This is a genomic window from Roseospirillum parvum, from assembly GCF_900100455.1.
Taxonomy (GTDB): Bacteria; Pseudomonadota; Alphaproteobacteria; order Rhodospirillales; family Rhodospirillaceae; genus Roseospirillum; species Roseospirillum parvum.
On sequence record NZ_FNCV01000004.1, the window covers coordinates 83,163 to 96,048 of the forward strand.

Sequence of the window (12,886 nt, forward strand, 5' to 3'; positions counted from 1 at the left end):
TTGCGGCAACATCAAGAGCAAATCCCGAGCGATCCGGACCGGATCGCGACGACGATTTGCGGCACTATCAAAGTCTCAAATCCCGAGCGATCCGGACCGGATCGCGACGACGATTTGCGGCAACATCCAGAATCCGAGGCGCTTTGCGTGGGTCACGCGACTGACCCACCCCGCCCTACAGGCCCAGCGCGCGCCGCCGCGCCAGCTCGGTCAGGTTGATCTCGACGGTGGCCGCGCCGACCGCCTGCTGGTCGCGCGCGATGGTCAGGTTGAGCTGGGCCCGCCAGGTCCGCGAGCCTTCGTGAAGTTCGGCCTCGTCGATGAACACGGCGTCCGGGCCGACCGGGAAGGTGTTCTGGAACTTGGCCTCGTCACCCTGCCAGTAGTCCGAGGTGATGGCGCTTTGCCCGGCGTTCAGGCCCTTCGTGTCGACCACGAAGATTTCCGAGAACAGGCCCAGCGAGGCGGCCTGGATCTGGGTCAGGTAGGTGGATAGCGGGCCGTTGAGCACGGCGGCGATCAGCGGCTGGTCGTCGCTTTCCCGCTCGGCCCGCCATTGCTGGTCGAGGGCGTCGATTTCCGCCTGTCCGATGTTGGCGTGTTCGGCGTTCCGCGCCTCCAGCACCAGGAACACGGTTTCGGCGCTCAGCCAGTCGCGGACTTCGGCGATCAGTTCCTGGTTGATAAGGCGCTGCGGGTCGGGGGCGCCGGAGGGGCTGGACTCTGGGGCCTGGGCCGCCGCTGTTGGGGGCAGCATGCCCCCCAGGGCGAAGACCATGGCGCAGAGAACCATGCCGCGGAGAAAGATCACTCGGGACAGTCGTGCCCAGGCGGCGGATTCTGCTCTTCTGCCCGATTTGCTCGTTTCTGGCATGGGTCCTCCCGGCGCTGGGGCTTGTTGGTGTTCATTATGCTCAACGGCCTTATGGTGCGGTCGATTATTGCAGAAAATTGCCTGCCTGCCCAGAAGTGCGCGCTTCTCGGGATTTCTGCGGGGCGCGAAGCCTTTTGCGCGCAAGGCGAGCGCTCGCCACGCGCATCTGCACGCCGTTCAGCGTCAGCCTGTCGGGCAGGCCAGCCCCGGACTCACGGCCCGCCCGGTGTCTCGGCCGGGAAGGGCGCTCCAGCGGGCGCAAGCCGGGCTGCCTGCCATCGATTCTCGAGGTGGGGCAGTCGGCGGGCGCTTTCAACCTATGCGATTCGCCGCGCGGCTTCAGGCCCCCGGGGCGTGGATGCGGGCGTGCCAGGCTGCGGCCCACGCGCCCAGGGTCTCGACCAGGGCCTGTTTGCCGGGGTCGTCGGCGACCTCGGCCCGAGTCCAGTCGGCGGCCGTCCAGGCGGTGGCGTGGGGGTACAGCAGGTCCGGGTTGAACAGGTATTCCACGTAGGCCCGGCGGTCCTCGTGGCGCTTCACGGCGTAGCGCGCCCCGAGCATGGCCAGCGGCAGGTAGGCCCCCTCGGCCTCGGCCCAGGCGGCCAGATCGGCGATCATGGGGTGGGGATCGCCGGCCAGTCCCAGGCTGAGCGTGCGCAGGTGCCAGCAGTCCAGCCGCACCCCGGTGATGTAGGCGCCGCCGGTGTAGTTCTCGCCCACCTCGGCCCGATGGACCGCCGGATCGTCGGTGGTCAGGCAGCCCTGGAAGCCGGACCAGTGGCGGGCCCACCGGCCGGTCTTGACCTGCCCCCAGACCACCACGGCGCGGTCGATCACCCCGCCCACCCGGCTGACCAGCACCCGATAGTGCTGGGGCGCGGTGTGCCTGCCGGGAACCCGGATCTCGCCGCGCGCCACGTCTTCCCAACTCCCCGGGGGCAGGGGGAAGGACTCGCCCAGCAGGCTGACCGAGGGGCCGGTGAGGGGGGTGGCCGGCGCCGGGTCCTGGCTGGCCGGGGTGGTCTGGCAGGCGGCGAGGGCGAGGACGACAAGGCCGGCCAGGGCGTGGCGCAGCAGGGTGGGGGTGGGCATCATGGTGGTGGCTCTTTCGATCAGTAGCGGCCGTCGCCGCCGAAGTCGGCCGGATCGCTGGCCGCCGGCGTGGTCCTGGCGCGGGCCCGCACCGTTTCCGCCCGGGCGGCCAGGGCGCTGGCCAGCGGCGCCGGCAGGGTGGCGGCGGTCGGGGTCAGGGTGGCCAGGGCGCCATACAGACCGCTGACCGTCGCCGCCGCCGGACCGGACAAGGCCCCGACCAGCCGCGCCCGCCCGTCGGTCTCGACCAGCCCCGCCTGACCGGCCGGCACCTCGACCGGCGGCCCCTCGGTGCCGGCCAGCGCGATGGCGCCGTCCTCGACAAAGGCCACCGTCTGCCCGGCCGGGGTGCGGGCAAGGACCAGACTGGTGCCGCGAATGCCGATCGCGGCGTTGGCCGTGCCCAGATGGTAGCTGCCCGCCGCCATGCTGCCGGAGGCCCAGCGCAGGGCGCCGGAGACCAGGGTCAGGGTGGCGCCGCCGGCGTTGGTGTCGGGATCGAAGACGAAGCTGTCGAGCCGCACCTCGGCCTCGGGCCCCAGGGTCAGGGTGGTGCCGTCGGCCAGGGCGTCCTGGTTGGCGCTGGCCGGGCCGGTGCGCAGCCGGGCCTGGAACAACACCGGGGCACCCTCGGGCAGCGGGGCGCTTTGGCCGGCGCTGTCTTGCTCGACCCGGTTGACCGACAGGGTGGCGGTGCCGACCGGCTGGCCGGGATTCTCGCCGGGATTCTCGCCGGGATTCTGGGCGGTGGCGGACGGGGGAGCGGCGATCAGCCCGGCGACCACGGCCGAGGCAAGCGAAACAGGGCGCAGGCGCATGGGAAACCCTCCCCGGATCGGGTGGTGGCGGTCGGGTGACGGGCAGCGGATGCTCTTCCCTCAACGTGGGAAGGGCGGGGCGACGGTTCAAAGGGGGGTGCGCCATCCTCCTGGCGGGACCGGCGATTTTCCCTCGCCAGCGGTCGGGTGGCTCGGTATTCTGCCGCCGAGAGCGGCCTGCCGGGCCGCCAGTCCTCGTTTGACCAAGAATCCTGGAGAGACCGCCCGATGACCTCCGCTTCCGCCCTGGCGCCCACCCTGGCCCCCACCCTGGCCGGCACCCTGTGGCCGGTCGCCGAAACCCGTGCCGCCCGTCTGGGCCGGGCCCTGCTGCTGGCCTTCGCCGGCTCGCTGCTCTTGACCCTGTCGGCCAAGGTGCAGGTGCCCTTCTGGCCGGTGCCGATGACCATGCAGACCTTCGCCGTGCTGGTGCTGGGCATGAGCCTGGGCTGGCGCCTGGGCATGGCCACCGTGCTGCTTTATCTGGCCGAGGGCGCGCTGGGCCTGCCGATCTTCGCCGGCACCCCGGAGCGCGGCCTGGGTCTGGCCTACATGGCCGGGCCGACCGGCGGTTATCTGGTCGGCTTCGTGCTGGCCGCCGGGCTGGTCGGCCGCCTGGGTGAGGCCGGCTGGGATCGCGGCGTGCTGACCACGCTGGCCGCCAACGCCCTGGGCACGGCGGTGATCTTCGGCTGCGGCTTCCTGTGGCTGAGCGCCCTGATCGGCGCCGAGAGCGCCTTCACCGCCGGCGTGGTGCCCTTCCTGCCCGGCGCGGCGCTGAAGATCGCGCTGGCCGCCGCCTGCCTGCCGCTGGCCTGGAAGCTGCTGAAGCGCTGAACATCAGCCGGCCAACCGGGTGCGATCGGCTCTTGCCAAAGCCCGGCGCCGGCGATAAAAGGTCACCCCTCGGCGGCCGACACCTTCCCGGAAACGGCCGCCGGGAACCCTTCCAAAAGGGCGCGTAGCTCAGCGGGAGAGCACTACGTTGACATCGTAGGGGTCGCTGGTTCAATCCCAGCCGCGCCCACCATTCAAGAGCCTGCCAAGGCTCGGATTTTACGAGCGGCGATCAACGCGATGGCGTTGGTCGCCGTTTTGTTTGGTCGGCTCCTGGTCGTGTCCAGGCGGCGCGGGTCGGAAGAGCGGCGGGATGACGCGCCGACAGCAAAGAGGCCGGGGTGTTGGCCCCGGCCTCTCCTTCGAGGGTGGTGTCGGTGGTGACTCAGGCCGCCTCGGCTTCGCGCCTGGGCACGAAGGGTGAGCGTCGGGCCATGTCCAGGGCGTCGGCCGCCGCCTCCAGCCCGGCCACCGGGGTGGCGTGGTGGAGATCAAGCAGTCGGCGCACCTGACGCGGGTCGGCCTTCATGCGCTCGGCCAGGGCCGTCTGGGTCAACCCCTGTGCCTTCATCTCCCGGCGGATCGCCAGTTTCATGTCGGCCAACAGGGGCATCCGGACGGCCACTTCCCCGTCCTGGATCGGCGACGGGACGGGAATGTCCTCGCCCCGATCCAGGCGGAAGGCCAGGGCGGTGGCGATGGCGTCGCGCGCCACCGCCACCAGGGCCTCGGTTCCCTCGGCTCCATCGAGGGGGGTGGGGGTTTCCACGAAGCTGGTCACCTCGGGCAGGTCCCGGCTGGTGATGAGCCAGGTGCCGTTATCGTCCGCCGTGGGGCGGACCGGCCACGCTGGAAATTCGGTCATGATCCATTCTCTCTCCTTGGCGATTTGTCTGCGGGAGTCGGGATCAACATCAGGTCGGGTTTCCGTGGGGCTCCGGGTGAACCCGGGGCTCAATCGAGCCCCAGGTCCTTCTTTATCTTCGCCATCAACCCGGTGCCGAGTTGCTTGCGACCGCCGTGGGTGGGGATCATCGAGGTCCGTCCATTGGCGGGGTTCTCCAGGGTCCTGTGTCCGCCTTTGCCGTGGCTGGGGTGGACGATGATCCCCTGGCTGCGGAGCCATCGCAGAAACTGGCTTGTGTTCATCTCCTTCTCCCGGGTTGTCGACAAGGAGAGCGTAGGACACATCTGTCCTTTTCGCAAGGAAGAAGGACATGAGTGTCCTGCCTCGGCGGGGGAAGGGGGCAGTGGTCGGGGGCGCGACGATCTGGCCGATGGTCGGCCGGAGAGCACGACGTTGACATCGTAGGGGGCGCCGGTTCAATCCAGCCGCGCCCACCAGTGAAATCAAGGGGTTGGCCAATTTTGGCCAACCCCATTTTCGTGCCATGCCACGGACTACACCACGGAATGCCCGGCGGCCTCAGCCGGCGGCGTATTCGGGGCGGTGGAAGGTGTCGGCCCAGGCGACCGGGCCCGAGGCGGCGTCGGCCGCTCCGGGGCGCAGGGGGCAGACCATCCAGGCGTCGGCGTGCTCGGGCGGGATCGCCAGCGGGGCGACGAAGCCCAGCGGCGCCGCCGGGCGGAAGCCGAAGCGCGGATAGTAGGCCACATGGCCGACCAGGAAGACCAGCTCGATCCCCTGCTCGGCCAGCCGGCGCAGGCCGCTGTGCATCAGGGCCGCGCCGATGCCCTGGCGCTGGGCCTCCGGCACCACGGCCAGCGGGGCCAGCACCGAGGCCCGCGGGCGCGGCGGGCTGCCGCTCACCGAGGCCTGGGTGAACAGGGCGTGGCCGACGATCCGGCCGCCTTCGAGGGCGACCAGCGACAGGCGGGGCGCCGCCGAGGGATCGGCCAGCAGGTCGCGGGTCAGGTCGGCTTCGGTCTTGGACTCGAAGGCGCGGCGTTCCACCTCGAGCACGGCCCCAAGGTCGGAATCGGTCATCTCGCGGATGATCATGGGAAAAGTCCTTTTCAGCGATTGTCGGGCTGGGCGCGCACGGCCAGCCGCCCCTGCCGCGAAATGCGGTAGGGCCGGCCCTCCTGCGAGCCGATCAGCCGCTTGGCTTTCAGCCGTTTGAAAACGGTGAGGTCGCAATCGGCCAGGGTGAGGCCGTCGCGGGTGATGCATTGGACGTGGAAGACGCGGCCGCCGGGGCCGCGCAGATGGCGGATGCACCCGCCCTGAGCCAGCACGTGCAGGACGCGCTGCTCCGGCTTGGAGATGTTCATCGGAGGATCGGAACCTGCGTCACAGGTTGCCAGGGCAGGGCGCGATCAGACCGGCGCGCGCGGCGCTTCAGCTTGATGGCGGGGCTCTGCTCGGCAACCAGGGGGCGGTCGGATCGCGCCGCGATCCGGCCCGACGCGCACGGGAACGGTCACGCCCCTGGGGGCGATCATTCTCTCATTCCGGTGCGAAAGCGCGGCCTCATGGGGACACGAGGCCCTCGGCGGCTAGCCCGCAAGCTCTGACATAAAACACCCAGGCTCGGTCGCCCCCGGGGACCATTCCCGGGGTGCGAACGGGGGCACTGTGCGCCTGGGGGGGCGGGGAGTCAATGGGGGGCGTTCGTCACCCTTCCCGCGCCGCCGGCTTGGGCACGGTGGCGGCGGCGAGCAGGCCGGGGGGGCCGGCGAGCAGGGTCAGGGCGAGGTCGAGGCCGTCGCGCCTCGGGTGTACCGGCTCGCCCCGGCGGCGCCAGCGCCAGGCCCACAGGGCGAGCAGCCCGACCAGTGATCCGGCGCTGCCGGCCAGGGCGCGGCGGTCCGGGGTCGCCAGCCGCCAGGAGAGATAGCCGCTGTCGGCCATGCCCAGCTCCAGGCGCAAGGGGAACAGCCACGCCGCCAGCCCGGCCAGCCCGATCTCGGCGGCATCGGGCATGGTCCGGGTGGTGCGCGCCACCTCGCGCCAAGCGCTGTCGAGCGCCACGGCGGTCACCGTGGCGTCGTCGCTCCACACCACGGTCGGGTAGAGCGGCCGCAGGACCACCTTGTAGTCCATGCGCGCCGGCTCATAACCCTGGTGGGGCAGGGCGGTCAGCCGGTAGTCCGGGTAGCCGACCAGGAACATGCCGCCGTCCTCGGCCAGCAGCAGGCCGTAGTAATCGGGATCGGTGGTCTCGGAGAGCTTGAGGGCGCGCACCGCCGTGCCCCGGGCCTTCAGCGCCGCGCCGATGCCGGTGCGCACCGCCACCGGCGCCCCGTCGAGCCGCTTCAGGTGGACCACCGTGCCCTCGGCGCCGACCAGGAAATAGCCCTCGTCGCGCGGCTTGAGGATGGTCGGCTTGCCCTCGATCAGCTTCAGGGGAAAGCGCAGCCCGGCATCGGTCAGCGCCCGGGTGACGGCGGCGCCCAGGGCGGGCAGCGGGCGGTTGGTGTCCACGTTTAGGAAGCGCAGCCCGCTTTCCGTGGGCACGAAGACATCCTCGGGGAAGGTCAGCCGGGCCTCGCCGGGGTTGGCCTCGATCAGCGGATAGACCGGGATTTGGGGCGCCTGCCCGGGCAGCTCGCGGGGCTTCAGCTCGAACACCTGCAAGGCCGCCCGGATGGCCGCCTTGTCGAAGCTCTGGCCCTCCAGCTCCACCGGCAGGCGGCCCCGGATCTCCATGTTGCGGTAGTAGATGAAGGGCAGCAGGGTTTCGTAGGTCTGGCGGTCGAAGGTTTCGCCGCTCTCCAGGCCGTAGGTGAAGTTGTGCTCGCCGCGATGCTCGCGGTGGATGAAGTCGCGCCGCACCGGGCTGTACAGCAGGTGGGTGCGGGCCGTCTCGACGCCCACCACCATCTCGGTCAGGCGGGGCAGGGCGATGGCGGCCAGGACGGTGACCAGCAGGGCCAGGGACAGGCGGGCGAACGCGGTCGTCATCTCACACCCCGCCGTCGCGGAAGCGGCGGGCCGGCAGCAGGGCGGCCGGCACCATCAGGGCGACCAGCAGGGCGAGCCCGGGCAGGGCGTGGTCATAGGCCCCGAAGCGCGGCGACAGATGGCACAGCCAGACCACCCCGCCGGCGACCAGCGCGTTGACCACCTGGAAGCGCCGCTCCGGCTCCAGCAGGATCAGGGCCATGCCCAGATAGCCGGCCACCCCGGCCAGCATCCAGGGCAGGGCGGTGGTCAGGGCGCTGCTCACGAAGGGGGCGGGGAAGAAGGTGCCCACACTCAGCCCCAGGGCCACCAGGTCGAGCCCCAACAGCAGCCCCAGCGCCCCCAGCCCGACCGCCAGATGGCTCAGGATCATGCGGCCCAGCCCGACCGGCAGGTGCAGGGCCAGGCGCAGCCGGCCCTTGGTCATCTCCGGCAGGAACTGGGCCAGCCCCAGCAGCAGCCCGCTGGCCAGCGGCAGGTAGCGCAGATCGTCGTAGAACAGGCGGCCGATGCGCCCGGCCTGATAGAACAGCATTTCCGGATGCTCAACCCGGAACTGGTGCCTGAGCGACAGGAACAGATAGGCGGCAAACACCGCATGGCCGAGCAGCAGCAGAAGCAGCCAACCCCTGAGCTTGATCCATTCCTTGAACAGCACCATTCAGTAGGTTCCCGTGTAGCCGACGAAGGCGTCTTCCAGGCTCATCGGGCAGGCGGTCAGGCCGGCCACCCGCTGGCCCTGGGCGCCCAGCGCCTGGGCCACCCGCTCGGGCCCGTGGAAGGCGTAGACCATGAGGGTGCCATCGGGCGCCGCCTCGACGTTGTGCAGCACCCCGTCGGCGGCCGGCGGCGGGGCGCCGGGGGTGGGCGGCAGGCGGTAGTGCCGGAAGTCGCCCATGAAGGCCGACAGCGAGGTGGCCAGTACCTCGCCGCCGCGCCGCAGGAAGATCACCTCGTCGACCAGCCGTTCCATGTCCTGGACCACGTGCGAGGTGACCAGCACGGTCTTGCCGCCCTGGCGCGCGTAGTGGACCAGATAGTCCAGGAACAGGCGGCGATAGCCGGCGTCCAGACCCATGGTGTAGTCGTCCAGGATGAGCAGCTCGGGGTCCTGGGCCATGACCACGGCCAGCACCACCTGCGAGCGCTGGCCCTCCGACATGCGGCCGATGCGGTGATCGGGCGACAGGCCCAGGCGCTCGATCAGGTCGTGGAAGACGTCGCCCCGCCAGGCCGGGTAGAAGCCGCTGAAGAACCGCTCGGTCTGGCGGATGGTCATGAACTCGTAGGCCAGATGGCCCTCGAAGACCAGGCCGATGCGCCGCCGGGTGTCGGGCGGCAGGGCGTGCGAGGGCGCCCCCAGCACCGAACAGCGCCCGGCGCTGGGGCGCAGGAAGCCCATCAGCAGCTTGATCAGCGTGGTCTTGCCGACGCCGTTCTTGCCGAGCAGCCCGAAAATGCCGCCCCGGTGGACGTCGAAGCTGAGGTTGTGGTGGATGACCCGGCGGCCGTAGCGGTGGGTCAGGCCATCGACGCGGATGGCGATGTCATCGGTCATGGGGAGGGGGCGGCGCGATCTTGCGAGTGAGTATCAGAAGCGATACAAGCATCGCCGCCGCCCGGCCGGCCGTCAAGCCGTTCCCTGCGCAACCGCGTCCCGGGTTCAAGGATTGGTCTGCCCTCGGGCGGGGTCGGCGCCCGCTCTGGCGCTACTTCTTGCCGGAGTTGCCGTGGTGGCGGAAGGCGTCCAGGGTGACCACGTTGCTGCCCTCGGAGTCGGCGGAGTCGGCGTCCGCCTCTCCCGCGCCCGGGGTGGCGGCGGCGCGCTCGCGGCGCGGGGCGGCCGGGCGGTCGAAGGCCAAAAGCTGGTTGATGTCTTCCTGCGAGATGGCGCGCATCGCCTCGTCGTCGCCCAGGTCGGCGGTGGCGCCGGCGGTGGCGTCGGCGGTGGCGTCGTCGTCCTCGTCGTCCCAGCCCTCGGCGCCCTCGGCGTGGAACTGCAGGCCGAACTTGGCGTGCGGGTCGGCGAACGCGGTGACCGCCGCGAAGGGCACCACCAGACGCTTGTTGAGCTGGTTGAAGCTCAAGGTGACGGCGAAGCCCAGCTCGTTCACATCAAGGTCCCAGAACTTGTTCTGGAGCACGATGGTCATCTCTTCCGGATGGCCGGCCTTGAGCTCGGGCGGGATGTCCACGTCCGAATGGCCGGTCAGGAAGGTGATGTAGAAGTGATGCTGGCCGGGCAGCCCCTGGCGCGCGGTGACCATCAGGGCCTCGCGCAGCACACCACGCAAGGCGTCCTCGACCATGCGTTCGTAGGAGAAACCGTCGATGTGGTCGCTCAACACGCTGAAAAGTCCCCGCCGTGGGATGGATCAGAGGGCGAAACAGGGGTGTCGCGGGTGCCCGCAATCTTATGCCGGTCGCCCCGTCGCGGCCGTCCCGATGATGGCGCAAGCGGCGGCAATGGGCAACCGTCTTGCTATGGGCGACCGCCTTGCTCTGGGCAACCGCCTTATCTGCGATCAACCGGCCCCGAACGCGGATGGGATAAGTGGAGGGCTTCTGTTGCCCGGTGCCCTCCGAACCGCGCTTACCGATGTTTAGGCGGCAGCGAGCGCCATGTCATTGTCGTTGGCACTTGTAGTAACGGCCCGATAACGGCGGAACCATGCCGGGAACAGCCCAAGCCTTTACCACGCGTGTCGATCCTGTTTCGCCCCCATGAGCCCGCCCCGCCGGCACTGCCGGGCCGGGGCGGGAATTGGTGGAGGCGCCGGGCACTGCCCCCGGGTCCACTACGCTTATTCCGCAAGGGGTTTAGCGCCATAGTCGGCAAGCCGACCCCAACAATATAGGAGCCTTCCCGGTCCGGCGCAAAGGGCTTATGGTGTCGGGCCCCGTTTCCCAGAGCCAGCCGGACCCGCCCGCCGATGCCCCCGCACCCTTCCCTGACGCCCGAGCAGCAGGACGAGATCGCCCGCCTGAAAGCCGCCAGCACGCCGACCCGCCGGGCCACCGTGCCGGCCCTTGAAGAGGTGCTCTACGAGGCCCATCCGGTGCTCGACCACGGCTTCGTGCGGGTCATCGACTACATGGGCGACGACGCCGCCATCGTGCAGGCGGCCCGGGTCTCCTACGGCAAGGGCACGCGGCAGGTCAGCCAGGACCGCGGGCTGATCCGCTACCTGATGCGCCACCGCCACACCTCGCCGTTCGAGATGTGCGAGATCAAGCTGCACGTGAAGCTGCCCATTTTCATCGCCCGCCAGTGGGTGCGCCACCGCACGGCCAGCCTGAACGAAATCTCGGCCCGCTATTCGGTGCTCGACCGCGAGGTCTACATCCCCCACCCGGATCACCTGGCGGCCCAGTCGAGCGCCAACCACCAGGGGCGCGGCGAGGCCCTGGCCGGCGCCGAGGCCGAGCGCGTGCTGGCCATCCTGAAGGACGACGCGGCGCGCACCTACGCCAACTACGAGGACATGCTGAACGTCGATTCGGACGGCGCCCCCCTTGATCCCGACCGCCAGGGGCTGGCGCGCGAGCTGGCCCGCATGAACCTGACCCTCAACACCTATACCCAGTGGTACTGGAAGGTGGACCTGCACAACCTGCTGCACTTCCTGGCCCTGCGCGCCGACCACCACGCCCAGTTGGAAATCCGCCTCTACGCCGAGACGATCCTCGATCTGGTGGAAAAGTGGGTGCCGCTGACCGTGGAGGCCTTCCGCGACTATCGCCTGGGCGGCACCAGCCTGTCGGCCAAGGACATGCAGGTGGTCCGCCGCCTGCTGGCCGGCGAGGCGGTCGAGCAGCCCGACAGCGGCCTGTCGGCCCGCGAATGGCGCGAACTGATGGCCGCGCTGGATCGCTGAGAACTGGGTCGCTGAGAACCAGTTCGCCGCAAACTGGGTCGCCGAGAACCGGCGCCACCACGAGATTGCCACAATGTGGCGCCGCTGGGCGCCACAATTGGCGGCGACAAGGAGAGGGTCCGGCACCGGGCCGCCCATCCCCTCTCCTGGCGCGGTCCACGTCCCCGAGGTGCCGGCCAGGCAGCCGCTCCCCCATCCGTGTACCCCAGGCGGCTGCCGCCTAGTTTGGTGACCGAGACGGTCGGCGCGATCCGCTTCCCCGCGCCGGCCGTCTCTTTATTTATGTGGGCGTGGTTTTTTCCGCGCGTCCCTGTCGCGCGCCTATTGCAGGGCGGCCAGCATGGGGCCCCGGTCCTCCATGGCCTTGATCTTCTCGATGCCCTGGCGCATTTCGCTCATCAGGAACTCGGCCCGGCGCACCGGGCCGCCGGCGTCCTTGGTCGGGAACATGCGGCGGTAGGTGTCCATCTTCACGGTCAGGCTGCACAGCACGCTGCCGATGTGGGTGTGATAGCTGGCGATCAGGTCCTGCACCTTGCGGAAGCGCTCGGCCGAGATGCTGTCCCACATGGCGGTGGTCGAGCGGTCGAAGTTCTCGAAGCGGCCGGTGATGTCGGCCGCCACCTCGTTGATGGTGCTCTGGATGCGGTCGCAGGTGGCCATCAGGCCGGCGTCGTTCTTCATCTGGTAGTTGGTGCGCAGGATGCTCAGGCCGTCCAGGAACTCGTCGATCAGCGGCTCCACCTTGTCCAGGCACTGGCGGAAGTAGCTCAGCGACAGGAAGATGTCGCCGTAGTCCTCGAGGAACTTGGGCACGTCGCTCAGGTTGATTTCCAGGCGGTCGGCCATGCGTTGCAGCTTCTCACGGGCCTTTTTCACATCGGGGTCGCGGAACAGGCCGACGATGTCGTCGAAGTTCTGCACGCTGATGTCGTCGTCGCCGTAGATCTGCATGATCAGCGGCCCGGTGAAGGCCTTCATGTACTCGGTCAGCTCGCGGTTCTTGGCCTGGGAGAGCTTCAACTCGGCGCTCGTCGGCAGCTCCAGCTCGCGCAGGAAGATGCGCAGCGAGTAGACGTCGTAGGTCGGCAGCAGGGCCAGCCGGCGCAGCATGATCAGGTCCGGGTGGGGCTTGCCCTCCGGCCAGTCGAACGCCTTGGGCAGGTCCTCCACCGCCAACTGGCCCGAGCCGGTGCGCTCTTCCGAGAACAGCTCGATCACCGATTCCAGGCGCACGTTCTTGATCAGCCGGGCCGGGCGCAGGGCCGGGGTTTGGATCGGCATGATGGCCAGCGGCAGGATGTGCAGCGCGTCCATGTCGGAATCGCGCACCGCGACCTTGGGGCCGGCGGTGGGGCCACCGGTGGGGCCATCAGCCGGCGGGGCGACGATGTCGGGCGACGGGGAGGAAGCCATGGTCGGCGGCGTTTCCCTGATCCTTTGGTGGTGTATGGTGGCGCCGTTTGGCGCCGACGGGCGCAGCCTATCACAGACCCCTGAGCAGAGACACCCGAGCGGA

14 protein-coding genes, 1 tRNA gene and 1 other RNA gene are annotated in these 12,886 nt (G+C 69.8%); 3 read left to right on the plus strand and 13 right to left on the minus strand.

The window, feature by feature from the left end; all coding sequences use genetic code 11:
• Positions 1 to 175: 175 nt before the first annotated feature.
• The 3 genes from BLR95_RS07305 to BLR95_RS07315 all read right to left on the minus strand — a co-directional run bounded on the left by BLR95_RS07305 (position 176) and on the right by BLR95_RS07315 (position 2,784).
• Positions 176 to 811: a hypothetical protein gene (locus BLR95_RS07305; RefSeq protein ID WP_218119510.1), complete on the minus strand. Its 636-nt coding sequence runs from the start codon at positions 809 to 811 to the stop codon at positions 176 to 178.
• A 402-nt stretch (positions 812 to 1,213) separates the two neighbouring features.
• Positions 1,214 to 1,969, minus strand: a complete 756-nt coding sequence (locus tag BLR95_RS07310; RefSeq protein ID WP_092617695.1) for a hypothetical protein — start codon at positions 1,967 to 1,969, stop codon at positions 1,214 to 1,216.
• A 17-nt stretch (positions 1,970 to 1,986) separates the two neighbouring features.
• Positions 1,987 to 2,784: a FecR family protein gene (locus tag BLR95_RS07315; protein ID WP_092617698.1), complete on the minus strand. Its 798-nt coding sequence runs from the start codon at positions 2,782 to 2,784 to the stop codon at positions 1,987 to 1,989.
• Between the two features lie 228 nt (positions 2,785 to 3,012).
• On the opposite strand from BLR95_RS07315, the gene BLR95_RS07320 reads away from it, so the two are divergent.
• Complete coding sequence (locus BLR95_RS07320; protein WP_092617701.1) at positions 3,013 to 3,621, plus strand: biotin transporter BioY; 609 nt, start codon at positions 3,013 to 3,015, stop codon at positions 3,619 to 3,621.
• A gap of 118 nt (positions 3,622 to 3,739) precedes the next feature.
• Positions 3,740 to 3,814, plus strand: a tRNA-Val gene (locus BLR95_RS07325).
• A 192-nt stretch (positions 3,815 to 4,006) separates the two neighbouring features.
• Here the strand turns inward: BLR95_RS07325 and BLR95_RS07330 are convergent.
• The 9 genes from BLR95_RS07330 to ssrA all read right to left on the minus strand — a co-directional run bounded on the left by BLR95_RS07330 (position 4,007) and on the right by ssrA (position 10,373).
• Positions 4,007 to 4,486, minus strand: coding sequence for a type II toxin-antitoxin system HicB family antitoxin (locus tag BLR95_RS07330; protein ID WP_092617704.1), 480 nt, complete (start codon positions 4,484 to 4,486; stop codon positions 4,007 to 4,009).
• A gap of 89 nt (positions 4,487 to 4,575) precedes the next feature.
• Positions 4,576 to 4,770, minus strand: coding sequence for a type II toxin-antitoxin system HicA family toxin (locus BLR95_RS07335; protein ID WP_092618306.1), 195 nt, complete (start codon positions 4,768 to 4,770; stop codon positions 4,576 to 4,578).
• Positions 4,771 to 5,047: 277 nt separating this feature from the next.
• Positions 5,048 to 5,584 carry a GNAT family N-acetyltransferase gene (locus BLR95_RS07340; protein ID WP_218119511.1) on the minus strand — a complete coding sequence of 179 codons (537 nt, stop codon included), beginning with the start codon at positions 5,582 to 5,584 and terminating at the stop codon, positions 5,048 to 5,050.
• Positions 5,585 to 5,598: 14 nt separating this feature from the next.
• A complete protein-coding gene (locus BLR95_RS07345) occupies positions 5,599 to 5,856 on the minus strand; it encodes a YjhX family toxin (RefSeq protein WP_092617706.1) in 258 nt (85 codons plus the stop codon).
• Between the two features lie 343 nt (positions 5,857 to 6,199).
• Positions 6,200 to 7,489 (minus strand): DUF4857 domain-containing protein, encoded by a 1,290-nt coding sequence (locus BLR95_RS07350; protein ID WP_092617708.1) that lies wholly within the window; start codon positions 7,487 to 7,489, stop codon positions 6,200 to 6,202.
• A gap of 1 nt (position 7,490) precedes the next feature.
• On the minus strand, positions 7,491 to 8,150 hold the full coding sequence (locus BLR95_RS07355) for a hypothetical protein (protein ID WP_092617711.1): 660 nt from the start codon (positions 8,148 to 8,150) through the stop codon (positions 7,491 to 7,493).
• A complete protein-coding gene (locus BLR95_RS07360; RefSeq protein WP_092617716.1) occupies positions 8,151 to 9,047 on the minus strand; it encodes an ABC transporter ATP-binding protein in 897 nt (298 codons plus the stop codon). It abuts the gene before it with no gap.
• Between the two features lie 151 nt (positions 9,048 to 9,198).
• Complete coding sequence (locus BLR95_RS07365) at positions 9,199 to 9,837, minus strand: SspB family protein (protein ID WP_245689343.1); 639 nt, start codon at positions 9,835 to 9,837, stop codon at positions 9,199 to 9,201.
• A gap of 205 nt (positions 9,838 to 10,042) precedes the next feature.
• Positions 10,043 to 10,373, minus strand: a transfer-messenger RNA (tmRNA) gene (ssrA, locus tag BLR95_RS07370).
• Positions 10,374 to 10,422: 49 nt separating this feature from the next.
• On the opposite strand from ssrA, the gene thyX reads away from it, so the two are divergent.
• On the plus strand, positions 10,423 to 11,367 hold the full coding sequence (thyX, locus tag BLR95_RS07375; RefSeq protein ID WP_092617719.1) for an FAD-dependent thymidylate synthase: 945 nt from the start codon (positions 10,423 to 10,425) through the stop codon (positions 11,365 to 11,367).
• A gap of 321 nt (positions 11,368 to 11,688) precedes the next feature.
• On the opposite strand, the gene BLR95_RS07380 is transcribed toward thyX, so the two are convergent.
• On the minus strand, positions 11,689 to 12,783 hold the full coding sequence (locus BLR95_RS07380; protein ID WP_245689345.1) for a hypothetical protein: 1,095 nt from the start codon (positions 12,781 to 12,783) through the stop codon (positions 11,689 to 11,691).
• Positions 12,784 to 12,886: the final 103 nt, after the last annotated feature.

Excerpts from the sequence above, each read along its gene's own strand:
- BLR95_RS07310 (WP_092617695.1), bottom strand. The coding sequence starts at position 1,969 with ATGATGCCCACCCCCACCCTGCTGCGCCACGCCCTGGCCGGCCTTGTC.
- BLR95_RS07315 (WP_092617698.1), bottom strand. The coding sequence starts at position 2,784 with ATGCGCCTGCGCCCTGTTTCGCTTGCCTCGGCCGTGGTCGCCGGGCTG.
- BLR95_RS07320 (WP_092617701.1), top strand. The coding sequence starts at position 3,013 with ATGACCTCCGCTTCCGCCCTGGCGCCCACCCTGGCCCCCACCCTGGCC.
- BLR95_RS07330 (WP_092617704.1), bottom strand. The coding sequence starts at position 4,486 with ATGACCGAATTTCCAGCGTGGCCGGTCCGCCCCACGGCGGACGATAAC.
- BLR95_RS07335 (WP_092618306.1), bottom strand. The coding sequence starts at position 4,770 with ATGAACACAAGCCAGTTTCTGCGATGGCTCCGCAGCCAGGGGATCATC.
- BLR95_RS07340 (WP_218119511.1), bottom strand. The coding sequence starts at position 5,584 with ATGATCATCCGCGAGATGACCGATTCCGACCTTGGGGCCGTGCTCGAG.
- BLR95_RS07345 (WP_092617706.1), bottom strand. The coding sequence starts at position 5,856 with ATGAACATCTCCAAGCCGGAGCAGCGCGTCCTGCACGTGCTGGCTCAG.
- BLR95_RS07350 (WP_092617708.1), bottom strand. The coding sequence starts at position 7,489 with ATGACGACCGCGTTCGCCCGCCTGTCCCTGGCCCTGCTGGTCACCGTC.
- BLR95_RS07355 (WP_092617711.1), bottom strand. The coding sequence starts at position 8,150 with ATGGTGCTGTTCAAGGAATGGATCAAGCTCAGGGGTTGGCTGCTTCTG.
- BLR95_RS07360 (WP_092617716.1), bottom strand. The coding sequence starts at position 9,047 with ATGACCGATGACATCGCCATCCGCGTCGATGGCCTGACCCACCGCTAC.
- thyX (WP_092617719.1), top strand. The coding sequence starts at position 10,423 with ATGCCCCCGCACCCTTCCCTGACGCCCGAGCAGCAGGACGAGATCGCC.
- BLR95_RS07380 (WP_245689345.1), bottom strand. The coding sequence starts at position 12,783 with ATGGCTTCCTCCCCGTCGCCCGACATCGTCGCCCCGCCGGCTGATGGC.